At 66.9% G+C, this 24,430-nt stretch carries 21 protein-coding genes; 4 read left to right on the top strand and 17 right to left on the bottom strand.

From position 1 onward, the window contains the following. Positions 1-64 precede the first annotated feature (64 nt). The 7 genes from NIBR502770_RS14200 to NIBR502770_RS21235 all read right to left on the bottom strand — a co-directional run bounded on the left by NIBR502770_RS14200 (position 65) and on the right by NIBR502770_RS21235 (position 7,623). Positions 65-1,756, bottom strand: a complete 1,692-nt coding sequence (locus NIBR502770_RS14200) for an alkaline phosphatase (RefSeq protein ID WP_141182356.1) — start codon at positions 1,754-1,756, stop codon at positions 65-67. A gap of 190 nt (positions 1,757-1,946) precedes the next feature. Beyond that, the gene (locus NIBR502770_RS14195; RefSeq protein WP_246857289.1) at positions 1,947-2,990 is read right to left on the bottom strand and encodes an LCP family protein; all 1,044 of its coding nucleotides are present in this window, start codon (positions 2,988-2,990) and stop codon (positions 1,947-1,949) included. A gap of 216 nt (positions 2,991-3,206) precedes the next feature. Then, a complete protein-coding gene (locus NIBR502770_RS14190; protein WP_141182355.1) occupies positions 3,207-3,893 on the bottom strand; it encodes a low molecular weight phosphatase family protein in 687 nt (228 codons plus the stop codon). Positions 3,894-4,028: 135 nt separating this feature from the next. Then, a complete protein-coding gene (locus tag NIBR502770_RS14185; RefSeq protein ID WP_141182354.1) occupies positions 4,029-4,661 on the bottom strand; it encodes a DUF305 domain-containing protein in 633 nt (210 codons plus the stop codon). Between the two features lie 54 nt (positions 4,662-4,715). Further along, on the bottom strand, positions 4,716-5,195 hold the full coding sequence (locus tag NIBR502770_RS14180) for a hypothetical protein (RefSeq protein WP_141159487.1): 480 nt from the start codon (positions 5,193-5,195) through the stop codon (positions 4,716-4,718). 32 nt (positions 5,196-5,227) lie between these two features. Continuing rightward, entirely contained in the window at positions 5,228-7,354 is a 2,127-nt protein-coding gene (locus tag NIBR502770_RS14175) for a heavy metal translocating P-type ATPase (RefSeq protein WP_371416464.1), read from the bottom strand. 98 nt (positions 7,355-7,452) lie between these two features. Further along, positions 7,453-7,623 carry a hypothetical protein gene (locus tag NIBR502770_RS21235; protein ID WP_168223178.1) on the bottom strand — a complete coding sequence of 57 codons (171 nt, stop codon included), beginning with the start codon at positions 7,621-7,623 and terminating at the stop codon, positions 7,453-7,455. 266 nt (positions 7,624-7,889) lie between these two features. Between NIBR502770_RS21235 and NIBR502770_RS14170 the strand changes: the two genes are divergently transcribed. Both NIBR502770_RS14170 and nhaA read left to right on the top strand, forming a co-directional pair. Then, positions 7,890-8,570, top strand: a complete 681-nt coding sequence (locus tag NIBR502770_RS14170; RefSeq protein ID WP_141182352.1) for a PAS and ANTAR domain-containing protein — start codon at positions 7,890-7,892, stop codon at positions 8,568-8,570. A gap of 84 nt (positions 8,571-8,654) precedes the next feature. Further along, complete coding sequence (nhaA, locus tag NIBR502770_RS14165) at positions 8,655-10,007, top strand: Na+/H+ antiporter NhaA (RefSeq protein ID WP_141182351.1); 1,353 nt, start codon at positions 8,655-8,657, stop codon at positions 10,005-10,007. 28 nt (positions 10,008-10,035) lie between these two features. Here the strand turns inward: nhaA and NIBR502770_RS14160 are convergent, their stop codons facing one another. The 8 genes from NIBR502770_RS14160 to NIBR502770_RS14125 all read right to left on the bottom strand — a co-directional run bounded on the left by NIBR502770_RS14160 (position 10,036) and on the right by NIBR502770_RS14125 (position 18,512). Beyond that, complete coding sequence (locus NIBR502770_RS14160) at positions 10,036-10,281, bottom strand: hypothetical protein (RefSeq protein ID WP_141182350.1); 246 nt, start codon at positions 10,279-10,281, stop codon at positions 10,036-10,038. Between the two features lie 106 nt (positions 10,282-10,387). After that, entirely contained in the window at positions 10,388-11,545 is a 1,158-nt protein-coding gene (locus NIBR502770_RS14155) for an ABC transporter ATP-binding protein (protein ID WP_210418873.1), read from the bottom strand. Then, a complete protein-coding gene (locus NIBR502770_RS14150) occupies positions 11,542-13,131 on the bottom strand; it encodes an iron ABC transporter permease (RefSeq protein ID WP_210418872.1) in 1,590 nt (529 codons plus the stop codon). The genes NIBR502770_RS14155 and NIBR502770_RS14150 overlap by 4 nt, the downstream gene beginning before the upstream one ends. Before the next feature lie 4 nt (positions 13,132-13,135). Beyond that, a complete protein-coding gene (locus tag NIBR502770_RS14145) occupies positions 13,136-14,188 on the bottom strand; it encodes an iron ABC transporter substrate-binding protein (protein ID WP_141182349.1) in 1,053 nt (350 codons plus the stop codon). A gap of 228 nt (positions 14,189-14,416) precedes the next feature. Beyond that, positions 14,417-16,177 carry a cytochrome c oxidase subunit I gene (ctaD, locus tag NIBR502770_RS14140; protein WP_210418871.1) on the bottom strand — a complete coding sequence of 587 codons (1,761 nt, stop codon included), beginning with the start codon at positions 16,175-16,177 and terminating at the stop codon, positions 14,417-14,419. Between the two features lie 13 nt (positions 16,178-16,190). Beyond that, a complete protein-coding gene (locus tag NIBR502770_RS14135; protein ID WP_141159493.1) occupies positions 16,191-17,048 on the bottom strand; it encodes a cytochrome c oxidase subunit II in 858 nt (285 codons plus the stop codon). A gap of 208 nt (positions 17,049-17,256) precedes the next feature. Next, positions 17,257-17,745, bottom strand: coding sequence for a hypothetical protein (locus NIBR502770_RS14130; protein ID WP_141182348.1), 489 nt, complete (start codon positions 17,743-17,745; stop codon positions 17,257-17,259). Between the two features lie 44 nt (positions 17,746-17,789). Continuing rightward, entirely contained in the window at positions 17,790-18,512 is a 723-nt protein-coding gene (locus NIBR502770_RS14125; protein WP_141159495.1) for a VIT family protein, read from the bottom strand. A gap of 177 nt (positions 18,513-18,689) precedes the next feature. Between NIBR502770_RS14125 and NIBR502770_RS14120 the strand changes: the two genes are divergently transcribed. Continuing rightward, a complete protein-coding gene (locus NIBR502770_RS14120) occupies positions 18,690-19,868 on the top strand; it encodes a glutamate--cysteine ligase (protein ID WP_246857288.1) in 1,179 nt (392 codons plus the stop codon). 155 nt (positions 19,869-20,023) lie between these two features. Then, entirely contained in the window at positions 20,024-21,532 is a 1,509-nt protein-coding gene (locus NIBR502770_RS14115) for an FAD-binding oxidoreductase (RefSeq protein WP_141182347.1), read from the top strand. 30 nt (positions 21,533-21,562) lie between these two features. Here NIBR502770_RS14115 and NIBR502770_RS14110 read toward each other — a convergent pair whose 3' ends face one another. Together NIBR502770_RS14110 and NIBR502770_RS14105 are read right to left on the bottom strand one after the other, a co-directional pair. Then, positions 21,563-23,209: an alkaline phosphatase family protein gene (locus NIBR502770_RS14110; RefSeq protein WP_246857287.1), complete on the bottom strand. Its 1,647-nt coding sequence runs from the start codon at positions 23,207-23,209 to the stop codon at positions 21,563-21,565. Then, entirely contained in the window at positions 23,210-24,415 is a 1,206-nt protein-coding gene (locus NIBR502770_RS14105) for an alkaline phosphatase family protein (RefSeq protein ID WP_141182346.1), read from the bottom strand. Between the last annotated feature and the right edge of the window lie 15 nt (positions 24,416-24,430).

The following is a 24,430-nucleotide window of genomic DNA, read 5'->3' as shown; positions in this document are numbered from 1 at the left end:
CCGTGCCAAATGCAGGAACATTACCCACGGCGTACCCACGGGGCGGCGGAAAATAACGGAAGGCCTACCGCTCGGGGGTCAGGACTTTCGAGAATACGGTGGCTCCGTTGGCGTTGCGGAGGCTGACGGTGAAGCTGTTGTCCTCGCCCAGCTGGACGTGCCCGAAGAACTGGTTTTCGCCGTCGCGCGGGGACTCACCGGCGAAGCGTCCCGTCTTGGAGAACACCACTTCGGGACCAAAGGTGCCGTCCATCGCGTTCGGACCGAAGGATCCCGCAGCGATGGGCCCGGCCACGAACTCCCAGAACGGATCGAAGTCGGTGAAGGCCGCCCGCTCGGGGGAGTAGTGGTGGGCGGCGCAGTAGTGGACGTCGGCGGTGAGCCAGACGGTGTTCTTGACGCCGTTGCGTTTGAACGCGCTGAGCACCCCGGCGATTTCCAGCTCACGGCCCAAGGGGGCGCCGGCGTCGCGATTGGACACGCTCTCCTCATTCACCGGGCCGTCCGGCACCACCACCCCCAGCGGCAGGTCGTTGGCGATCACCTTCCAGGTGGCCTTGGACTTGCTGACCTCGCTGACCAGCCAGTCCACCTGCTCCTGGCCCAAAATGGCGGTGGCGTAGGGTTCCTTGCCGTCCGTGTTGGGGGACTTATAGGTGCGCATGTCCAGGCAGAAGATCTCCAGCTGCGGGCCACGGGAAATCTTCCGGTAGATTCGCGCCGGCTGGTAAGTGCCGGCGTCGTCGAATGTTCCCGGGCGCCAAATGGCCGAACTGTCCGCGATGGGCATGTTCTCCTGCCAGGCCTGCCGGCCGCGGGCGGCGAGGGTGTTGACGTCCCGCACGGTGTAGCGGGAGTCGTCAAGGATCTGGCCGGGGTACCAGTTGTTGTGCGTCTCGTGGTCGTCCCACTGGGCGATCACCGGGACGTCCGCGAACAGGGCCCGCATGTTGGCGTCCATGGAGTTGTAGCGGTGCCGGCCGCGGAATTCGGTGAGGGTCTCGGCCACCTTGGACACCTCTTCGGTGACCAGGTTCTTCCACACCTGCCCGTCCTTTTCGGTGACGGTCTCCGAAATGGGGCCATCGGCGTAGATGGTGTCGCCTGAGTGGATAAAGAAGTCCGGCCGGGTCTGGTGCATGGCCCGGTAGCCGCGCATCCCGCCGATCTCCTCGTTGATGCCCCACCCCTGGCCGGCCGTGTCGCCCGTCCACACAAAGCTTTGCGCGGACGACGCCGGGACGTCGCCTCCGTTGCCCGTCCCACCGGTGCGGCCCTTGCCGTTGACCGTCCCCGTGTCCGGAGCCGTGCGGAAGCCGCCGCGGAGCGTCTCGCCCGCCGCGCCGCCGTCGTCCTCGAAACTGATCTCCAGCGAGAACCGGGTGTTGGAGGGCAGGTTCCCCGCGTGGATCTTGGCAGTAAAGTCGGACGCCTGGGTGGCGCGGGGTCCGCGGAGGACCCGCTCGAAAGCGCCGCGCCCGCTGAGCACCTGGCCGGCGTCGTCCACGGCGCGCAGTACGGCCGTCATGCGCCCGGCGCCCGAGGCACGCGACCAGAGGACGGCTGAATCCGAGGTGACGTCGCCGGTGGCGATGCCGCTGGGCAGGGTCAGCCTGTTGCGGACCAGTGCTACGCCGCCGGGAGACTGGGTGGCGGCCGTTGCGTTCGCGGCGGGGACGGAGGCCAGCGCGGCGGCGAGGACGGAACTCTTGACGATGGTGCGGCGGGAAACCCCGGCCTGGGAAGTCTCAGTCATGTCCTCAGGGTTTCCCGGGCGGGCACACGGATTCTGGCGATGGGGTGAACCCGGGGTGTACGACGCGCAAATTCACCTGGGACGCGCAGGTTCCCTGGAGCCCCCGGGATGTGGGCCGCGGAAAGGAATATCAGCCGCGGCAACGTGTATGCGCGTCGCTGCGTGGCCATGCCGCAGCGCGCCGCCCGGACTATGGCTTTGCGAAGTCGCCGATCCGGCCCTCCCGCAAGGCCGCACCCACCGCCGCAATGCCGGCGTAATCGGGAAACAGCACGGACTGCCCGGCCACAAAGCCGGAGCCCAACGTGGGAAGGGTCATGGTTCCGATGGCGTTCACGTCCAGGTTGCGCAGGCTGTACGCCAGGATCGCAGCCTGGACGGGGTCAAAGGCCCTGTCCACCGTGAGGCAGCAGGAGGCGAAATCGACCAGCGACCGCACCGCTGTCACGTCGTTCAGGGCACCTCCCCCTGTGAGCCGGGCCAGGATTGCCCGGAGCATGATCTGCTGGTCGCGGACCCGCTGGAAGTCCCCGTCGGAGAAGGCATAGCGCTCGCGGGAGAATTCCAGGGCGGCCTGGCCATCGAGGTGGTTCACGCCCGCGCTGAAGACGTGCTGGGTTTCGATGCTGGACTGGAAGGCCATGGGCACGTTGACGTCGATGCCGCCCAGGCCGTCCACCAGGAGTTTGAAACCGCCAAAGTCAAGCATCAGGGTGTGGTCGATGGTGATGCCCAGCAGTTGCTGCACGGCGGCGGTCTGCATGTCGATGCCCCCATACTGCAGCCCGGCATTGATCTTGGCGCTGCCGAATCCGGGGATGTCCACCCAGTTGTCCCGGTTGATCGAGATGAGGTAGAGGTTCCGCCGGTCGGCAGGGACGTGGACCACCATGAGGGTATCGGCCCGCTGGTCCTGGGGTTCGCCGGTGGCGGCGGTGTGGGCCGCAGCGTCGCGGGCGGGGGTGTCACGGATGTCGCTGCCGATGACGAGGATGTTCATTGGGGCCGCAGGCAGGTCCGGAATGGGCGCAGGTGGCGGCGGTGGGGCAGGGGCCGGCGGAGGAGTTTCAGAGGGCGTGGGCGTGGGCGTCGGGCTGGGTGACTGGGTCTGGGTGGCTGCCGGCTGCGCTTCCTGGCCTGCCCGGTTCAGGCTGAAGACCGCGACGCCGGCGGCCACCACCAGCACCAACGCCACCAGCGCGGCGATCCAGCGGCGCCGCCCCAGGGCAAGCATCCAGGCAGGCCGGGGGAACTGCTTGGGCCCGGTTGCCGGGAGCCTGGATTTCCGGCGCCGGATGGATCAGGACCGCCTGGAACGCTCATGACGCCTCCACCTCATTGTGACTGGTGGGATCAGTGTCCGTCCCGAAGGGCCCTATTGGCTACAGGAGTATCCAAACTGTCACCTGGCAGGCCTGCCCCTCCCGTGAACTGCGGCAACGCACTTCAGCTACGGGGCAGCGTCCCCATGGACCGGAGAGTTGAGCCGTGCGTGGCGCAGGATGGAGACGATCGCAGGGGCCAGCTGGTCCTCCATCTCCCGGTAAACCTCCGGAGCGCGGCGGTAGGGGTCCACGATGTCGTTGTCCGCGGAATCGGCCGGCAGCGAGAGGTGCCGTACTCCGGCGGCCCGCGCCGGCAGCCCCCGCCACAAGGCGGCGTTGGCAGCGAGGCCGCCTTCGACGTCGGAACCGGCGTCCTGCGAAGGTACGACGGCGGAGGGCTGGCTGTCCGCGCCGGCCCTCCGCTGGCGGTCCTCCCGTTGATCGAGGACATCGAGCATGCGGGCGAACTCGCGGATGGTGAACGTCCGCTTGAGCAGGGAAGCGTCAAGCTGGAGGACCTCTCCGCGGTGGCCGGAAGTCATGGTGAGCACCAGGTCCACGCCGCGCAGGATCTTCGGCGTCAGCTGCCGCGCCGCGAACCCTTCCGGGTCCCCGCCGAAGGTCCGTACGATCTCTGCGGAGAGAGGCTGCATCGGCTCGCCCACCAGGGCCCGGGTGCCGGCGCTGGACACCTGGAAGCCGCCCGGCACCGCCTGGTCCAATCCTGCCTGCAGCAGCCGTTCGGCCACCGGCGACCGGCAGATGTTCCCGGTGCAGACGGTCAGGATCCGTACTGGTGTGGAAGTGTCCAAGGAGATGTTCTCTTTTCCCAGCTGGTGCCGGACCCGCTCAGGCCCGTGCCTTTCAACTTAACACGCGGCTGCCCGGCGGCGGCCTCCCGAACCGGGGTGCCGCCGCCGCGCCGCGCGCATTCGCGGGTCCGCCTGCTACAGTGCGGCCAGCAGCTGCTTCATCTGGGTGATTTCCGCCTGCTGGGCAGCCACGATGTCATGGCCCAGCTTGACCGCGTCCGGGAATTTGCCGGCGCTGATTTCCTGCTGGGCCATGTCGATGGCGCCCTCGTGATGGCCGATCATCTGCTGGAGGAACAGCCGGGCAGCCTCGGTACCCGAAGCGGACTTGAGCTTGTTGATCCCGTCGTCGTCCACCACGCCTGCCATGCCGTGCCCGGAATGGTCACTCATCATGGTGGGCACGTTCCAGCCGGTGAGCCACCCGGTCATCTGCTTGATCTCCGGTGCCTGGGCCGCCTTGATCTTGGTGGCAAGCGCGGTGACGTCGGCCGGCATGCCTGCTTTGGCCAGGATGATGTCGCTCATTTCCACGGCCTGGGAGTGGTGCGGAATCATCATCTGGGCAAACATGATGTCCGCCTGGTTGTGGTCGGCGCCGGCGTTGGGCGTGCTGCCCGCGCTCGGCATGGTGCTGGACATGGCGCCGGAGCTGCCGTGGTCCATGGGCATGCTGCTACCCGCACCGGCATTGGCGGCACACCCGGCGAGGCCGAGCGAGGCGGCCAGGGCGGCAGCGATGGAAAGGGTCTTGAAAGTGGGGTTCATGGTTGTCCTTCAGCGAGTAATGGAACTGGGCCGTGATGGGTGGCGCAGTCCGGTTTACGTCCGGCTGATGGACAGCTCGCAGGGCGTGGGGCCCGGCGGCAGGTAGCCGTAGGTGGGCCCGGGATTGCCATAGGCCGGCTGCAGCGGCAGGACGGCCAGGGTTGCCTGCGGCGGGGAAATGGTAAGGGGACCGCTGGGAGCGGAGGGGACGCAGGGCGCCCCCGATTCCTTTACCCCCGGGCAGGAGCCGCCATAGGCGGCCCATGCCAGGTCCGGTGTGTCCACGGCAGCTGCGGCCGGCGCGTGGGCAGGCTGCGGAGCAGCGCTGGGCGAAGCAGCTGCGTTGGGCAATTTGCCATGCGAAGGAGTGCTGGGCGAAGCAGTGCTGTGCGAAGCACCGCCCTGGGACATGGCCCCGGGCGAAGCGTGCCCGGAGGTCAGCACATGCATGCCCAGCAGTCCCGCGATGACGGCCAGGGCAGCGGCGAACAGCCATGCCCTGCGAAGGAGGGCCGGCACGGCGCGGGTGGTCATGGCGGTCCCTCCTTCCGTTCGGTGTGCAGTGATCAACGTACCTCTGACGGGTTCAGTTTCAGGCGCCGGAGGAGCTGGGCGTTCAGTGCCACCACCACGGTGGACGCGGACATCAGCACGGCACCCGCCGCGGGGGAGAGGACCACCCCGGCGAAGGCCAGGACGCCGGCGGCCAGCGGCACGGACAGGATGTTGTAGCCGGTGGCCCACACCAGGTTCTGCCACATTTTCCGGTAGCTGGCGCGGGACAGGTCCACCATGGACAGGACTGCCCGGGGATCGTTCCCGGCCAGCACCACGCCGGCGGACTCCACGGCGACGTCGGTTCCCGCGCCGATGGCGATGCCCACCTCGGCCCGTGCCAGGGCAGGGGAGTCGTTGACGCCGTCGCCTACCATGGCCACCTTCATCCCGCGGCCCTGCAGCTCGGCGACTTTCTTGTCCTTGTCTGCCGGCAGGACCTCGGCGAAGACCTCGTCGATGCCCAGGTCGGCCGCCACCGCCTGCGCCACCTGGTGGGCGTCGCCGGTAACCATGGCCACCTTGACGCCGCGCCGCTGCAGGGCCTGCACGGCCTGCCGCGACTCCGGCCGCACGGCATCCTCCATGCTGACGGCACCCAGGACCCTGCCGTCGTCGACCACGTGCAGCACGGCGGCGCCCCGGTCCATCCACGTGCGCGTACTGGCCGCCAAAGAGTCAGGCTCGACGACGCCGAGTTCGCGCAGCAGCGCCGGCCCGCCCACGTGCACCGTACGTCCGTCCACGCCGGCCCTTACGCCGCGGCCCGTCAGTGCGGTGAAGCCGGTGGCAGCCGGGAGCGTTAGATTCCGTTCCCTGGCGGCCCGCACGATGGCGCGCGCCACCGGATGTTCGCTGTCTGACTCCACCGCGGCGGCCAGTGCCAGCACTGCGTCGGGATCCGCGCCGTCCGCAACGGCAACGTCCTTCAGTTCCGGTTCGCCGGTGGTCAGGGTGCCGGTTTTGTCGAACAGGACAACGTCGATGGTGCGCATACGCTCCAGTGCCATCCGGTTCTTGATCAGTACACCGGCGCGGGCGGCCTGTTCGGTGGAGATGGCAATCACCAGCGGGATGGCCAGCCCCAGGGCGTGCGGGCAGGCGATGACCAATACGGTGACGGTTCGCGTGACAGCGTCCGGGACGCTGCCGAGCAATGTCCACGCGATGAAGGTCAGGAGGCCGGCGCCGGCGGCGAAGTAGAAGAGGAACGCCGCGGTGCGGTCCGCCAGCGCCTGCGCGCGGGATGATGAGGCCTGCGCTTCCTCCACCAGCCGCTGGATCCCGGCCAGTGCGGTCTGGTCCCCAACGGCCGTTACCCGGACCCGGACGCTGCTGTCGGTGGCCACGGTTCCGGCTACCACCGCGTCCCCGGCGCCGCGGGCCACGGTCCTGGACTCCCCGGTGATCATGGACTCGTCGAACTCGGCCTGCCCGTCCACCACGCTGCCGTCAGCCGGCATGCGGGCGCCGGGCCGGACCAGGACCAAGTCCCCGGGGCTTAGCTCAGACACCGGGACAGTCTCGGTGCCGGCGTCCGTAATGCGTTCGGCCTCGTCCGGCAGCAGGGCCGCCAAGGCATCCAGCGCGCCCTGCGCGGACCCGAGGGCGCGCATCTCGATCCAGTGGCCCAGCAGCATGATGGCCACCAGTAACGCCAGCTCCCACCAGAAGTCGAGCTCGAACCCGCCGATCCCCAGGCTGGTGACCCAGGACGCGGCGAAGGCTACGGAAATGGCCATGCCAATCAGCAGCATCATCCCCGGCGAACGGTCTTTGAGCTCCTGCAGGCCGCCCTTGAGGAACGGCTGGCCACCATAGAGGAAGATTACCGTCCCCAGCACCGGCGGGATCCAGGCGGCGCCTGGGAATTCCGGCGGCATGTAGCCCAGGAGATGGCCCATCATGGGGCTGAAAAAGACCACGGGGACGGCGAGGGCCAGGGTCAGCCAGAACCTGTTCTTGAACATGGCGGTGCTGTGCCCGGCGTGCTGGCCGTGGGTGTGGACGGTGTGGTCGTCGTCGCCGTGGGCAGCTTGGCCATTATGGTGTGCGTGCCCTGCGCCGTGTGCCGGTGCCTGGGTAAGCGTCCCGCTGGGTGGCTGGTGGTGCTCCGGGGAACTGCCTTGATGGTGCATGTGGTGATTGTCCTGCATTCTTCCTCCTGGGAGGCAGTCGCCGCCCGGACCTGGTCCGGGGCTGCGGAATCTTGGGCGTGTCTGTGATGCTGCGCGGCTCAGAAGTCGCGCTGCGGTGCCGCATCGGCGTCGGACGGTACGACGGCGGCGGGAGAGGCGTGCGCGGAAGGTTCAGGGAGGGCGGCGCCCGGCCGGGCGGCCTGGGCAGGGCCGCAGCAGCTGCAGGCGGCGGAAGCGAGGGGGAGTTGGGGGCGGTTCCCGGTGTTCATGTCAGTTCCAATCCGTTGAGGGAATCAAGGGGTGCTGGGGTTGAACGGCTGTGAAGGCCGGTGGGCACCAGCCGGGACATACCACTTCACTGACAACACCGCCACCATACCCCCTGGGGGTATGGTGGTCAAGTGTGCTAGGGCATTTTCCGGAGGACGTCCATAGGGCCTCCCGCACTACCTTCCCTCCGCCGGGGCGGCCATACTGGAAAGAGCGAGGACAGAACCGGCCCGCTGGGGGCCGGCGCACGCCGGGAGGTGGACCTGTGACGGAGCTCAGCGGCCTGTACACATACTCGAGTGCCCTCGGGGACAGCGAAAGCGATGCTGGAACCTTCAGGGTGGACATCGAGCCGGCAGGTCCAACCTTCCACTGGTCCGACGGTACCTACCGGCTGCACGGATACCGCCGCGGCGAAGTTGTCCCCACCATGGAGCTGGTCTTCGCCCACAAGCATCCCGATGACCGCGACCGGTGCGAGGAGATCGTGGCGCAGGTCTGCAACACCGGCGGCTTCTTCTGCCTGTACCACCGGCTGGTCGATGCCCAGGGCAGGACCCGGCGGGTGCTGACAGCAGGCGAGGCTATCCTCGGCCCGGACGGTGCAGTCACGGCACTCGAGGGCGTGATGGTGGATCTGAGCCGGACGCTGCAGCGTGAAACCGAGCAAACCGCCCGCGAGGCCGTGGCCGGCGCTACGGCAACCCGCACCGTAATTGACCAGGCGCGGGGGATCCTCATGGGCCAGCTCAAGATTGGCTCTGATGACGCCTTCCAACTGCTGGTGACCACCAGCAGCCACCGGAACGTCAAACTCGTGGCGGTGGCTGCGGAACTTGTGCAGCTGGCCAATTCACCGGAGGCGCGGACCTACCTGGACCGGGCCGTGCGGGCCATCGAGCTGCATGGCCGTCCGGACTCCGCCGGGGGCCGCCGCGCGGGCTGAAGCCTGTTGCCCGTAGGATTGGAGCAGGTGCGCCGGGAAGTCTGGTCGGCATGGATTTGTCGAACCCGGATTTAAGGACGCCCCATGAACTCCACGCCGCCCACCCCGCGCCGGAACACCTTTCCCGGTTCCACCGTCTTTTCCCGCGGCAGTTACTCCGAGGCGCTGCGGATCGGCGAGATCCTCCGCAAGGAGACAGTGGGCGGGGCCCTCCTGGTCGCAGCCGCCGTCATCGCGCTGATCTGGGCCAACTCGCCGGCGTCGGAGAGCTACTTTGCCCTCCGCGACTTCAAGGTGGGCTACGAACCGTGGCACCTTGACCTCAGCCTGGGGGCCTGGGCGGCGGACGGCCTGCTGGCCATCTTCTTCTTCCTGGTGGGCCTGGAACTCAAGCGGGAATTCGTGGCCGGTGACCTGCGCCAGCTCAACAAGTCGATCGTGCCCGTGGCGGCCGCCGTGGGAGGGGTGGCTGTCCCGGCGGTGATTTACGCCGTCGTCAATTTTTCCAGCCCTGGCACGCTCCGCGGCTGGGCCATCCCCACAGCCACGGACATTGCGTTCGCCGTTGCCGTGCTGGCGATCATCGGCTCACACCTGCCCAGCGCCCTGCGGATCTTCCTGCTCACGCTGGCCGTGGTGGACGACCTGATCGCCATCACCATCATCGCGTTCTTCTACTCCAGCGACATCCAGGTGGCCCCGCTGCTGCTGGCGCTCATCCCGCTGGCCATCTATGCCTTCCTCGCGCAGGCATACCGTCGTTTCTTCGGCCGCCATGCGGCCGCCGCCTGGCTGATCCTGCTGCCACTGGGTGCCGCCACCTGGGCCCTGGTGCACGCGTCCGGCATCCACGCCACCGTGGCCGGCGTGCTCCTGGGCTTCGCGATCCCCGTGATCCGCTCGCAGGCGTCCGGCGGGCCCGAGGCCGGCCCAGGGCTCGCGGAAATCTTCGAGCACCGGTTCCGGCCCATTTCCGCCGGCGTTGCCGTCCCCATTTTTGCGTTCTTTTCCGCGGGCGTGGCCGTTGGCGGCTGGGCTGGCCTGGGGTCAGCCCTGGCAGACCCCGTGGCCCTGGGCATCATCCTGGGCCTGGTCCTGGGCAAGCCGATCGGCATCCTGGCCACCACGTGGATCCTGACCAAGGCCACCCGGGCAAGCCTGGACAGCTCGTTCAAGTGGATCGACGTGTTCGGTGTGGCCCTGCTGGCGGGGATCGGTTTCACCGTCTCGCTGCTGGTGGCAGAGCTGAGCTTTGGGCACGGCAGCCTGCACGATGACCACGCCAAGGTGGGAATCCTGGCTGCGTCACTGATCGCCGCGCTGCTGGCCACCGCCGTGCTGCGCACCCGCAACCGCCAGTACCGGCTGGCCGAAGAGCTCGAAAAAGTCGACTCTGACAACGACGGCGTCCCGGACGTCTACCAGCAGCGCACTTAGGGCACGGGTCCTGGGGCCGTCCCCCGGCTCAGGCCGTCGCGAGCGGCTTCGCCTGGGTGGGTGGAACGGCCGGTGCCGGTTCGACGTGGCGGATCTCCAGGGCCTCGGGGTCCAGCAGCTTGCGCGCGCCGGTCCGGGCGTCCAGGATCCAGAAGAGTTCGAGGGCAGGGACGACGTCGGTCACCCGGCCTTTGTGGAAGAGCCTGCCCCGGTGCCACGCCTCGATCTGGTCGCCGATGCGGAGCTGGGCGGTGCGTATTCCTTGTGCCTCCATTGGGCTGCCTCCTGCTGTTGTATCCCCGTAAGCTCAGCTTGCCGTGGACAGGTTGCCGGAGTGTTTCGGCCCGGTGTTTTTTCTGTGTCTTGTGTGGCTGGAGGGGCTATTCCTCCATCGGGAAAGCCACGGCCTCGCCCACAACCCGCAGGCAGAGCTCCATTCCGGGGCGGGCAATCGAGGCGTTCCAGTGCCGGATGGTGATCACTTCGCCGCCGCCCGGGTAGCGGTGGTCGGCGTGCTCGGCCACTTCCTTGGGCACATTGAGCTTCAGCCGCACGGTGGTTTCGGGGCCAAAGTAGTCGGTGTCCACCACCACGCCGCGGATGGGACCGTCCTCGGCAATGCGGATCTGTTCCGGCCGCAGCATCAGCTGGACGCGGCCCTGAGCCGGCGGCCTGCGTACCGGGATCCCGCCCAGTGAGCAGGTGGCCAGGGTCCCTTCCAGCCAGGCGTCCAGGATGACCGCGTCGCCCAGGAACTCGGCGGTGGCCCGGTCCGCGGGCCGGGTGTACACCACGAAGGGGTTGCCGATCTGCGCCAGCTTGCCGCCGCGCATCACGGCCACCTGGTCCGCGAAGGACAATGCCTCGGCCTGGTCATGGGTGACCAGGATGGTGGTGACGCCGGCCTCGGCCAGGACCTTGGCCACGGCGCGGCGGGTGGCCACGCGCAGGCCCGCGTCCAAGGCTGAGAACGGCTCGTCCAGGAGCATCAGCTCAGGTTCGCGCGCAAGGGCCCGGGCCAGGGCAACGCGCTGCTGCTGTCCACCGGAAAGCTGGTGTGGCCGGCGCTTGGCCATGGAGGGGTCCAGGGACACCATTTCCAGCAGCTCCGCCACGCGGGCGTTCACGGCGCGGCGTCCGCCCTCAAGCCTGGCCGGATTCAGGCCAAAGGCAATGTTCTGTCCAACGTTCAGGTGCGGGAAGAGGGCACCATCCTGCGCCACATACCCGATCTGCCGCTTATGCGCCGGAAGCCATGCGCCGTCGCCGGCCACGGTGGTGCCGTTAAGCGAGATGGTGCCGGTGTCCGGGTGCTCGAACCCGGCGATCAGGCGCAGGAGGGTGGTCTTGCCCGAACCGGATGGACCCACGATCGCGGTGGTCCCGCCCTTGGCCACAGACAGGTTGACGCCCCTGAGGACCGCCTGGGATCCGAAGTTCTTGGTGACGTCCGTGATCTGCAGGTGGCTGTTGGTGGTGGCTGCCACTGAAGGTGCCACCCGCGGCTCGGGCAGCCTGCGGGTTGATGGTGCTGTCACTGTCCGGCTACTTTCTTGGACTGTTGGAAGAGGAGATAGGTCATGGGCGCGGAAAGCAGGATCATCAGCAGGGCATAGGGCGCCGCGCCGGCGTAATCGATCTCGCTGCTCTTGCTCCAGAACTCGGTGGCCAGTGTCTTGGTGCCGTTCGGGGAGAGGAGCAAGGTGGCCGTGAGTTCGTTGGCAATGGCCAGGAACACCAGGGCCGCGCCGCCGGCCGCGGCCGGGGCCGTGAGCCGCAGGGTGACGCGGATGAACGCAAGCAGCGGGGGCTTGCCCAGCGCCTGGGCTGCCTCATCGAGTTCCTTGGGGGCCTGCGCCAGTCCGGCCCGAAGGTTCACCAGGGCACGTGGGAGGAACAGGAGCACGTAGGCTGCCACCAGCACGCCGGCCGTTTGGTAGATCCCGGGCACAAGGCGGATGCTGACGGTGACGAAGGCCAGGGCCACCACGATGCCGGGCATGGAGCTGGTGACGTAGTTGGACAGTTCCAGTGACTTGCTGAACCAGCCGGGCTTCCGGACCGCCAGGTATGCCATGGGGAACGCGACCACGATGGTGGCCGCGGCACCGGCGAGCCCGTACCCGAAGGTGGCAAAAAGCGCGGGAAGGAATTCGGTGGCGGTCCACACCTCGGCGCCGCCGGCCACAATCCACTTGAGCACGTAATACAGGGGGAGGCCGAACGCCAGCGCCGTCAGCGCCAGCAGGAAGACCTGGCCCGGGACCTGGTAGGCGTGCAACGGGAGACGCAGCGCCCTGGCCTGCACTCCCGAGCCGATCCTGGCGTACCGGGCGGTGCCACGGCTGCGGACCTCCGCCAGCAGCAGGAGCAGGCAGAAGAACACCAGGACGCTTGCCAGCATGTTCCCGGCGGCCCCGTTGAACGTGGACCGGTACTGGGTCATGATCGCGGTGGTGAAGGTGTCAAAGCGGATCATGGCGAATGCGCCGTATTCGGCGAGCAGGTGCAGTCCCACCAGCAGCGCGCCGCCCGTCAGGGCGATCCGCAGCTGGGGGAGCACCACCCGGAAGAAGGCCCGCCAGGCGCCCAGCCCCAGCGCGGCCGCGGACTGTTCAATGGCCGGGTCCAACCGGCTGAGGGTGGCGGCCGCCGGGATGTACACCAGCGGGAAGTAGGACAGGGTGGAGATCAGGATCCCCGAGCCCAGGCCGCCCAGCGACGGGATGGCCGATACCCACGCGTAGCTGTTCACGAACGCCGGGACGGCCAGCGGCGCGGCCAGCAGGACCGCCCAGATCCGGCGGCCGCGGAGGTTGGTCCGTTCCACCAGCCACGCCCCCGCCACGCCAAGCAGCAGGCACAGCGGGATGGTGGCGGCCATGAGGAGCAGCGTGTTCATGAGCAGTTCGCCCACGCGGGGCCGCAGGATGAGGCCGACGGCGGTATCCCACCCGGTTGCCACCGTCATGTAGACCACGTACCCCAGCGGGACGAGGGAGAAGAGGGCGATCAGCACCGCCAGGACAGATACCGCGGAAACGCCCAAAGGCGGGCGGGGGCTGCTGCCCCTGCCCGCCGTCGTCGCGCCCGCCCTTGGCGGAGCCGATAGATCGGAGGTCACGGAATTAGAGTAGTCCGGCCTGCGTCATCAGATCGCTGACCTTCTGCGAGTTGAGCTTTGCGGCGTCAACCTTGGGGGCCTGCAGGTCCTTGATGGGAACCAGCTTGTCGTTGGCGGGCACGTCGGAGCCGATGGCGTACTCGAAGGACGTACCGTTCTTCAGGACTTCCTGCCCCTTCTTGCCCGTGATGAACTTCAGGAACGCCTGCGCAGCGGCAGCATTCTTGGAGGACTTGAGCACGCCGCCGCCGGACACGGACAGGAACGCACCCGGGTCCTGGTTCTTGAAGTAGTACGGCGTGACGTTGTTGGAGTTCTCGCCGGTCTTGGCCTGGTCGCCGTAGTAGTAGTAGTGGTAGATGAGGGCCGCATCCACTTCACCGGCGTTGACAGCCTTCATGGCCGTGCTGTTGCCCTTGTAGGCCTTGGAGTTGTCCTTCATGGCCTTCAGCCAGTCCTCCGTAGCGGAGTCGCCCTTGAGTTCCAGCAGGGCCGAGACGATCGCCTGGAAGTCGGCGCCGGTGGGCGAGGCAGCCCAGCGGCCCTTCCACTCCGGCTTGGCCAGGTCCAGCATGGACTTGGGCAACTGGTCCTCGGTGAGCTTGGTCTTGTTGTACACCAGCACGGTGGAGCGGGCCGCAATGCCCGTCCACTTCCCGGTGGACGGAGAGAACTCGGCGGGGACCTGGTCCAGGGTGTCCTTGTTGACATCCGCGAACAGGCCGGCGTTCTCAACCTGCGTCATGGCGGGGGAGTTCTCGGTCAGGAACACGTCAGCGGGGGAGGCCTGGCCTTCCTGGATGATCTGGTTGGACATTTCCGTGTCATCGCCCTGGCGGAGGGTCACCTTGATGCCGGTTTCCGCAGTGAAGGCGTCAACCCATTCCTGGGTGAGGCTTTCGTGCTGGGCGTTGTAGACGGTGATTTCGCCGGAGGCTGGGCCGCCGGAGGCGGAGGAGCCGTTGCCTGCGGGGGTGCCGCCGCCGCAGGCGGTCAGGCCGAGAGCTGCGGTGGCGGCGAGTGCGATGCCTGCCAGCGCGCTGTTGCGGATCTTCATTGAGGCTGCTTTCGGTGGGGAAAAAAGTCTGCTTGAACCGGGGTCCTATTGCGCAACACTAATGTTGCCTATGTCTGAAAACTGTAGGGTAGGCAAACCTAAGCTCCAAGCCGAAAACCGCTTTAAGTGACGAGGTTCACATCAATTACGAAACTATGGCGTGACGTAATTACCGGGACGCGGGTGAGCGACTCGGAAAGTGCGGGGTGCGCCGGGAGCCAGGCCGGGTTACTTGTCCGGGTTGGGGTCGCGGACGTCCTGCTCCCCGATATCCGCGGCCCCCAGGACGCTTTCCGCCGGCGCGTCCTCCGAAGGATGGAGCCGGATACTCAGCTCGGGATGGTGCAGGTCAAGGGCGGGACGCTCGGACCGGATGCGCGGCAGCGAAGTGAAGTTGTGCCGCGGCGGCGGGCAGGAGGTGGCCCATTCCAGCGAAGCCCCGAAGCCCCAGGGATCGTCAACGGTGACCTTCTTCGCGGAACGCGACGTGATGTAGACGTTCCAGAAGAACGGGATCAGGGATGCGCCCAGCAGGTAGGACCCGACGGTGGAGAACTGGTTCATGAAGGTGAAGTTGTCCTCCGGCATGTAGTCCGCATACCGGCGCGGCATGCCCAGGACGCCCAGCCAGTGCTGGATCAGGAACGTGGCATGGAAGCCCACGAACAGCATCCAGAAGTGGATCTTGCCGAGCCGCTCGTTGAGCATCCTGCCGGTGAATTTGGGCCACCAGAAATAGAAGCCGGCGAACATGGCAAATACCACGGTGCCGAAGACCACGTAGTGGAAGTGCGCCACCACGAAGTAGGTGTCCGAGACATGGAAGTCCATGGGCGGTGAAGCCAGGATGATTCCGGTTAGGCCGCCAAACAGGAACGTGGCAAGGAAGCCCATGCTCCACAGCATGGGAGTTTCGAAGGTCAGCGATCCGCCCCACATGGTGCCGATCCAGTTGAAGAACTTCACGCCGGTGGGCACCGCGATGAGCATGGTCATGAAGGCGAAGAACGGCAGGAAAATCGCCCCGGTGACGTACATGTGGTGGGCCCACACGGTGACCGAGAGGGCTGCGATGGCAATGGTGGCGTACACGATGCCCTTGTAGCCGAACAGGGGCTTGCGGCTGAACACCGGGAAGATCTCCGAGACGATGCCGAAGAACGGCAGCGCGATGATGTACACCTCGGGGTGGCCGAAGAACCAGAACAGGTGCTGCCACAGGATGGCGCCGCCGTTGGCGGGATCGAAAATGTGGGCACCGAACTTCCGGTCCGCGCCCAGGGCGAACAGTGCCGCAGCCAGCGGCGGGAACGCCATGAGCACCAGGATGCCCGTCACCAGCGTGTTCCACGTGAAGATGGGCATCCGCCACATGGTGAGCCCGGGAGCGCGCATGCAGATGATGGTGGTAATGAAGTTGACCGAGCCCAGGATGGTGCCGAAGCCGGACAGCGCCAGGCCAAAGACCCAGAGGTCACCGCCGATGCCCGGCGTAAATGTGGTGTTGGACAGGGGCGCGTAAGCGAACCAGCCAAAGGATGCCGCGCCCTGCGGGGTGATGAAGCCGGACACGGCGATGGTGGAGCCGAACAGGAAGAACCAAAAGGCCAGCGCGTTCAGGCGCGGGAACGCCACATCCGGGGCGCCGATCTGCAGCGGCATGATCACGTTGGCGAACCCCGCGAACAGCGGGGTGGCGAACATCAGCAGCATGATGGTGCCGTGCATGGTGAACAGCTGGTTGTACTGTTCCTTGGTCTGCAGGATCTGCATTCCCGGCTCGAAGAGTTCGGCGCGGATCAGCAGCGCCATCACCCCGCCTGCGCAGAAAAACACGAAGGACGAGATCAGGTACATGTACCCGATGGTCTTGTGGTCCGTGGAGGTGATCCAGTTGACCACGAGGCGCCCCTTGGACTTGGGTACCACGGGTGCCGGCAGGACTCCGGCGCCCGGAGCGCCGCCCATTCGTTGGCCTGTGGTGGTCATATCCATGCCCTCACTACTCTGTCGCTTCCGCTGGCTGCGGCGCAGGGGCCGATTGCGGGACCCTGTCATAGTCGGCGCCCAGGTTGCCGGTGTTGCCCTTCGCCTTCAGGTCGGCGATGTGGCTGTCGTACTCCTGCTGGGTCACCACCCTGACTTTGAAAAGCATCTCGGAGTGGTACTCGCCGCAGAGCTCGGCGCACTTGCCCATGTACTCGCCGGTGCGGTTGGGGGTGATGCTGATGTACGGGTTGTATTGTTCGTGGCCCGGGTAGAGGTCGCGCTTTTGCAGGAAGTCCACCACCCAGAACGAATGCTGGACGTCGCGGGACTGGAGGTGCAGTTCCACCGTCTTCCCTACGGGGAGGTAGAGCGTGGGCAGCCTGTCCGGTGCGCCGTAGGACCCGTTAAGGTGGGCCTGCTGTCCGGCGTCCTCGTGGACCTGCTCCTTGACGTAGTTGAAGTCCCAGGACCACTGCTTGCCGAAGACATCGATCACCACGTCCGGGTTGGGGTAGCGCGCATCGATGGCACGCTGTTCCCGGTCCGTAAAGACGAACAGGACGCCGATGACAATCAGCGGAATGGCCAGGTAGAAGACTTCGAGGGGGAGGTTGTAGCTCAGCTGCGGCGGGAACCCCACGGTGTTCTTCCGGCGCCGGTACGCAACGATCACCCAGATCATCAGCCCCCAGGTGATGACGCCAACCACCAGCGCGGCGATCCAGGAGTTGACCCACAGGTCCGTGATCAGCTGGGTGTTGTTGGTGGTGTCACGGGCTCCGGGGAGGAAGCCGCGGGAGACTTCCGCGGAGCAGGAGGCCAGCGCCGGCAGGGCCAGAATCCCTGCGGCCAGCGCTGCGAAGTGCCGCATACTGTGGTTTCGGAACGGTTTCTTTCCCACCTGTGGTCCCTCCGGCATGCTCCAGAAGCCCGACTGTATGAGCCCGCCGCCGGCCCCGGGACCGGCAGTTGTGAGCCCCACCCTACGCGCGGAGCATGGCGATGTGAAGGGCTTTTAGCGCGCCCGGAAAGAGCATGTACCGGTCCCCGAAACGGGCCGGTTCGCCGCGCTGGCTCCGCTAGCGGGTCGCGGCCCAGACTGACGCTGCTCCCGAATGGCCGGTGGCGATGCTCTGGTACACCAGGAACAGGCCCGCGAGGACGCCCAGGACGGACGTGGCAGGAAGGACCCAGCGGGATTCGAGGAGTATGGCCAGGCCGCGGAAGGCGGGCAGGCGGCCAAGGAGCGAGGGGAATGCGGCGGCGATCTGCACTGCTGCCACCACCAGGAACAGCGCCGCAACATAGCGGAGGAAGCTTCCCTGGTGGGCGTGGTCCTGGATGAGTTGTGACGCCGGCCGGGCCTTCTCCAGCTGCTCCCCGGCCTCCGCGGTAACCACCGTCAATGGAACCATCAGCAGCGCCAGGATGCCCAGCGGCCATGCCAGGTAGCGCCTGCTGCGACGAAGGAGTGCGAACACCACCGCCAGGACCCCGGCCAGCGGGGCCAGGACCACCACGCCGTGAATCAGCAGGATGTGGGCGGGAAGGCCGGCAATTTCGAGCACGTGGACGCTCCTGGGCGGTAGGTGGCGGGCTGGGCGGGAGGCTGCTATGCGATGCCGGTGGTGCCCAGCAGGCTTCCCACCGCGAACGTGAAGGCCATGGCCAACGCGCCGCCCACCACCAGCCGGATGGTTGCCTTGCGCTTGGAGCTTCCGCCGATTTTGGCGCTGATGGTGCCGGTCAGGGCCAGCGCCAGGATGACGGCAACGAAGGTTACCGGGATGCGGGCCGCTTCCGGCGGGAAGATGATGGCCAGCATGGGCAGGATGGCGCCGACGGTGAAGGCGATGGCGGAAGCGAACGCGGCGTGCCAGGGGCTGACCACTTCTTCCTCGTCGATGTTCAGTTCGGCGGAAAGGTGCGCCTTCAGTGCGTCCTTGGCGGTCAGTTCCTCGGCGACGGTCCGGGCGGTGGCTTCGCTGAGTCCCTTGGCCTGGTAGATATGGGCCAGTTCGTCCAGTTCGCCCTCGGGATCGTCCCGGAGCTCCTGGCGTTCCTTTTCGATCAGCGCGCGCTGGCTGTCACTTTGGCTGCTCACGGAGACGTATTCGCCCAGTGCCATGGATACCGCTCCACCTACTACGGCGGCGGTACCTGCCACCAGGATGGGCGCGAGGTCGTTGGTCACTCCCGCGACGCCCACCACGGTAGCCGCGACGGAGACGATGCCGTCGTTGGCACCAAGAACGCCGGCGCGCAGCCAGTTCAGGCGCGCGGCCACGCTGCTGTCATGGGGTTCGTTGTGGCTGAGCTTGAGGGTTTCGGACATGTTGGCAGTAAAGCACCATGCGCGCCGGGGCGCCATGAAGGTTTGCATCCCCTAACCCTGCGGGCCCCAGGCGGGGCAGCTCTTCCCACCTATTGATAAGGGTGCTTATCATAATGTTCCCTTCCAACGGCGCCTGGAGACAGGGTGCTGATGGGTGCACCCACTGCTGGAAGGATCTTGCAACGGCGCAGGGGACAGGGGACGACGGCGATGGACACCTATGGCAATGAGGGCACCGGCGGGGCGGGTGCAGGCAGCCGGACGTTCGGCATCGAGGAGGAGCTGCTCCTGGTGGACCCCGGAACAGGGGAAGCCGTACCCCTGGCAGGTGCCCTCCTGGACCTCTACGTCCGCCCGCTGGAGGCGGCGTCCGGACCCGTCCTGACAGCGGAGTTCCAGCAGGAAATGATCGAGGTGGTCAGCCCCCCGCATGCCACCCTGGCACGGCTCGGGCAGGACGTCGTGGCCGGCCGGGCCATCGCCCGCCAGGCGGCGGAGGACGTGGGCGTCAGGGTGGCGGCACTGGGAACCTCGCCCCTGCCTGCCGATCCCCATCCCGTCCAGCTCCGGCGGTTCCGCGCGATGATGGAGGAGTACGGGCTGACCGCCAGGGAACAGCTCACCTGCGGCTGCCACATCCACGTCTCGGTCGAGTCCCAGGAGGAGGCCGTGGCCGTGCTGGACCGCATGCGCAACTGGCTGCCGGTGCTTGTCGCGCTGAGCGCCAATTCGCCGTTCTGGCACGGCGAGGACACCGGCTACGCCAGCTACCGCTCGCAGGTGTGGAACCGCTGGCCGTCCGCCGGGCCGCTGGAACTCCTGGGCTCCCCGGACGCCTACCACCAGCTGGTGCATGACATGGTGAGCACCGGCGTCGCCATGGACGAGGGCATGGTGTACTTCGACGCCCGCTTGTCGCGGCACTACCCCACAGTGGAAATCCGCGTGGCCGACGTCTGCCTTCGCCCGGAGAACACCGTGCTGCTGGCGGGAATTGCCCGCGGACTGGTGGAAACCGCCGCCAGGGAGTGGCGGGAAGGGATCGAACCTGTGGCTGTCCCGTCGGCGCTGCTCAGGCTGGCCGGCTGGAAGGCAAGCCGGTGGGGCCTCCGGGGTGAGCTGCTCGATCCCCTAACGCACCGCCCGGCGCCCGCGCTCGCCGTCGTGAACTCGCTGCTGCACCATGTCCGCGGGGCGCTGGAGGACATGGGCGACCTGCACCGGGTGGAGGACCTGTTGGACGGGCTGCTGGCGGACGGTACCGGTGCGGTGCGGCAGATGGAGGTGCTGCACCGTACCGGTGACCTGGAGCGGGTGGTGGAGGATGCGGCGGACTGCACGGTTGCCACGCCGTAGCCCCCTCCCGGCGTGAACGCACCCGCGGACGGCGCAGGAGCGCTCTTGACCCCTTCCAGGCCTGGGCGTATACCGAAAGCATCATCATGCTGGCCCCCGCTGGGCCTTGGATGGAGCCGGCTGCCCCTGGTCTCCGACGCAAAAATGGAGTTGTAATGGGTAGCGATCGTTTCGACGTGCTCCGCGAACAGGTCCGCGGGCAGGTCATGCAGGAAGGCGACGCCGAGTACGAGGCCGCGCGCCTTGTGTACAACGGGATGATCGACCGTCGTCCCGCAGCCGTCCTTCGGGTGTCGCAGGTGGCGGATGTTCTGGCGGCCGTCCGGTTCGCCCGTGGGATGGGGATCGAGGTTGCCCTGCGCGGTGGCGGGCACAGCGCACCAGGATTCGGAACGGTCGACGGCGGCCTGGTCCTTGACTTCTCGGCCCGCCGGGGTGTGCGCGTGGACCCTGCGGCACGGCTGGCCCGGGTGGAGCCCGGGGCAACGTGGGCCGACTTCAATCACGCCACCCATGCGTTCGGGCTGGCAAGCACAGGCGGCATCATCGGCTCAACCGGCGTCGCCGGCCTCACCCTCGGTGGCGGTATCGGGTACTTGTCCCGCAAGTATGGGTTGTCCTGCGACAACCTCGTTTCTGCCGATGTTGTTCTCGCTGACGGAACCTTCGTCATTGCCAGTGAAGCGGAAAACGGCGACCTGTTCTGGGCGCTCCGCGGCGGCAGCGGCAACTTCGGTGTGGTCACGTCGATGGAATTCCGCCTGCACCCCGTGGACATGGTCCATGTGGGGATCATGTTCTTCGATGCCGCGATGGGAGCTGAGGTGGGGGCGGCCTACCGCGAGTGGATTGCTGCCGAACCAGAAGAAATGGGCGCCTTCCTGGGCTTCCACCAGGGTCCTCCGGTTCCGTTCCTTCCCGAGGAATGGCATGGGAAGCCCGTGGCGGTGATCGCGGGAATGTGGACCGGTGACCTTGACGCCGGCCCCGCTCATTGGCAGGCAATGCTCGACGCCGGGCAGGTACTGGGAAGCTTCTTTGCGCCGATGCCGTACCCGGCACTGAACATCATGTTCGACGGCCTCAGCGGCGTCCCCGGTCTGCAGGGCTATTGGAAGGCAGATTTCCTCCGCACCCTCAGCGATGACGCACTCCGCACCGCCGTCGCCTACGCACCGGGCATTCCCAGCGTCCACTCCGCCAACCACTTCTATCCGATCGACGGGGCGGTCCAGCGGGTGGCGCCTGGGGCGACCGCCTTCGCCTACCGTGACGTGGACTTTGCGCCTGTTATCGCGGCGCAGTGGCCCGATCCGTCCGAGAATGACAGGAACATCGCCTGGGTCCGGGAGTACTGGACCGCACTCCACGAATTCTCGGAGCCCGGCGGCTACCTTAACTTCCAGGACTCGGATGACCAGGCCAGGATCGAGGACACCCTCGGGTCGAACTACGCGCGGCTTGCCGAACTCAAGGCCAAGTACGACCCCGACAACTTCTTCCACGTCAACCAGAACATCAAGCCCGCCCCCGCCGGCACCGCAGCCGCTGCGATTCCGGCAGAAGGTCCGGCCGTACTCCAGGCTGAAGCGGCGCCGAAGGAAACGAGCCAACCTGGCAATGCGCCGCGTTCGGCAAACCCTGCAGAGGGGGCTGCCACATAACCTGGCCGTCGCCGGGCGGAGGGCCCGGCGTCAGTAGGTTGTCGCGTCGGAGATGAGGTGGGGCGGCCGGGGTGCCTGGTTGAAGTCGAAGTCGTTGGCCAGGTCACCCAGCTGGGGGTTGTTCTCCCGGACGCCGGGACGGTTGTCCGGCCGGCCGTCGGTGGCGGGGTCGATCCGCTCGCCGCCCAGGAAATCGTCCTCGATGAATTTGAAGTAGGCGTCCTGGCTGAGGACCTGGTGGTCGATGTACCCCTTCTTGGCGTAGGGGCTGATGACCAGGGCGGGGACGCGCATGCCGTAGCCATTGTTGTCCACCGCCGGCGGGGCTTCGTGGTCATAGAAGCCGCCCCAGTCGTCCCAGTTGAGGAAAATGGCGGTGCTGTCCCAGTCCGGGCCGCTCATGATGGCGTTGACCAACCCTGCAACATACTGCTGGCCGGTGCTGATCTTCGCCGGGGGATGTTCGCTGACATCGTCGGTGGGCGCCACCCACGTGACCGCGGGAAGGTTGCCCGTCCTTGCGTCGTCGTACAAGCCGCTGAGCGGCTTGATGTTGCCTTGCTCCCCGTCCTGTTTGACGGTGTCGAAATAGGGCAGCGGGTTCCACCGTCCAGGTGTCTCTGCGTCCTGTTTCACGGGCGCGCAGGTGGCGGCGTCGTTGCGGCAGTCCGGCTCGGTGCCGCTGAAGACGTAATAGGCCCAGGAGACAGCATGCTTGTGCAGCAGGTAGGTCAGGTCCGTCCAGGCATAGTCCGGGCGCCCGATGGTCAGTGCTGCTGAAGCGAGTTTCGCCTTGAGCGCATCCGGGATGTCCGCTGCCTGGACGGCGGCCTTGCAGGCGCTGAGGGTATCGGTGCGTTTGCAGCTAGCAGCCGCAACCTGCTGGGTCTGGCCGGCCAGGGCCGGACTGAGGCCAGCGGCCTGCAGGGCAGCCTGGCACGGTTGCAGATCCGCGGCCGACTGGCAGGTACCGATCAGGCTTTTATCGAAGTCCTTCTTTTCAGGCTCGGTATCGAGGTTTTGCAGGGAGCTGACGCACGACGACGGGTCCCCGGCCTTGGTGCACTTGGCGGACCATTCCGAAACCATGTAGAGGTGGGCCTGCAGGCTGCCGGCCGCCGCGGAAGAAAACATGTGGTCCTGCAGGACGAAGTTGTCAGCGTAGTCCCAGTAGGTGGGAAGCTGCTTTCGGTCGTGGTAGCCCATGACATCGGTGGCCTTCGGCTTGTACTTGCAGTCAGTGGCCGTAGGCTCGCAATGGGCGAGGTCTTTTTCTGCCTGTGCCACGAAGCCGTCCATGGCCCCGCCGTTGATGTCGGCGGTGGCGTCGTCCGGGCTGTGGGGGCCGCCGGCGTTGACGTCGGCGGTGCTGTAGAACGGCGCCACGCAGCCGCCCTTGGCCGGATCGGGAATGCAGGCGGTGGGTTTTCCGTCCTGCATGGGAATCCCGTCGGCGCCCGGATACGTGCCGAAGTAGCTGTCGAATGACCTGTTTTCCTGGGTGATGATCACTACGTGCTTGATTTTGGATAGTCCAGCATCAGGCCCGGACGGCGCTCCGGACCGCATGGCAGGGGGGACGGCGAGGGCGAGGATCACCAGCACCAGGGCCGCCGCGCCCGCCAGGACTGCCCGCCGCCGTCCTGCCCGATGAAGCTTCGCCCGGGAGAGCTTCACCTAGGATGCCTGCCTCAGGACGTCGCTGTTGAAGGTCTTTACGCCGGGGTCACCGGCCATTCCCAGCCGGGGCAGGTGGAAGAGGTCCTCGATGGTGGCCAGCAGGCTGTAGTGGTTGTACGGCTGGTCAGAGGACGCGCCCGCCGTGCTGAACGGGGAGAGGACCAACGCTCCCACCCTTCCGCCGGCAGCACCGCCGGCAGGGCTGCCGGCGTCTCCGGAGGAGGGGCCAACCGAGCTGACCTCGGCCTCGTCGAAGGTGATCACCAGCATGCCGTCCAGTTGGTACGCCGGGGAGGAGAGGATGGCCGGGACCTGGTCCTTTAGCCAGTTGTCCACCGTCCCCATGCCGCCCCCGGTGCCGTCGGCGCAGGATTCGTCATGCCCGTCGTGGCACAGGTTGGGCGTGATGTAGGCAAGGTTCGGCGTGGTGTCCACGTTTTTCAGGTCGTCCGCGAGCGCGGAGTAGTTGACCACGTTGTTGGCGCAGTCCGGGGACGAGAGGATGGAATGGAAGTAGACGAACGGATTGTGGTGGGTGGAGTACATCTCCTCCCGGGTGGCCCTGATGTGGTTATCGGCCTCCCCGATGTTGGGGTGCTCACACGGTTGTTGCATGTCCTCCATGTAGCCCTTCCACGTTTTGCCTTGCGCGCTCAGCTGCCCGGCCAAAGTTTGGGTGTCCTTAGGATAGACGCAACCGTTGCCCTGCAGCGTGCCGTCCGGCCCATTGCCGGTGGCATGGAACTCGGTGTAGGTCCGGCAGTCCTGCTTGGTGGTGTCGTTGGGTGGCTGTCCGGAGATTTGGGCCAGGTAGTTGGGCAGCGAGTTATGGGATATCCCATAATAGTTGGTCAGCAGCACGCCCTGGCTCCGGAGCGTTTCCGCAAGGTACGGTGCGGGAGAGTTGCCACCCCAGACAGTGTCGTAGTTCTTGTTTTCGAGGTTGATGACAAATACGTGCCCGGGGGTTCCCTGGGCTGGAGGACCCCCGGGATTCGTGACGGGGGAGGGCGCCGGGCTTGCCGGGGCCGCCGTCTTTGTTGGACTTTGGGCCGGCGCCGCTTTGGGGCTGCCCGTCGGGGCAGGTGCGGGGCCGGCGGGCTGGCACCCAACCAGGACTGATGCCAACAGTGCCGGGGCCAGGAGCAGGACCGCGGCCCGCCACCCCCGCGGCCTTTTTTGCGGAGCTGAACCTGGTTCCATGCCTGGCCTCCTTGG

Source organism: Pseudarthrobacter sp. NIBRBAC000502770, assembly GCF_006517815.1.
Lineage (GTDB): Bacteria > Actinomycetota > Actinomycetes > Actinomycetales > Micrococcaceae > Arthrobacter > Arthrobacter niigatensis.
This window is presented reverse-complemented; position numbering and strand designations above follow the sequence as displayed.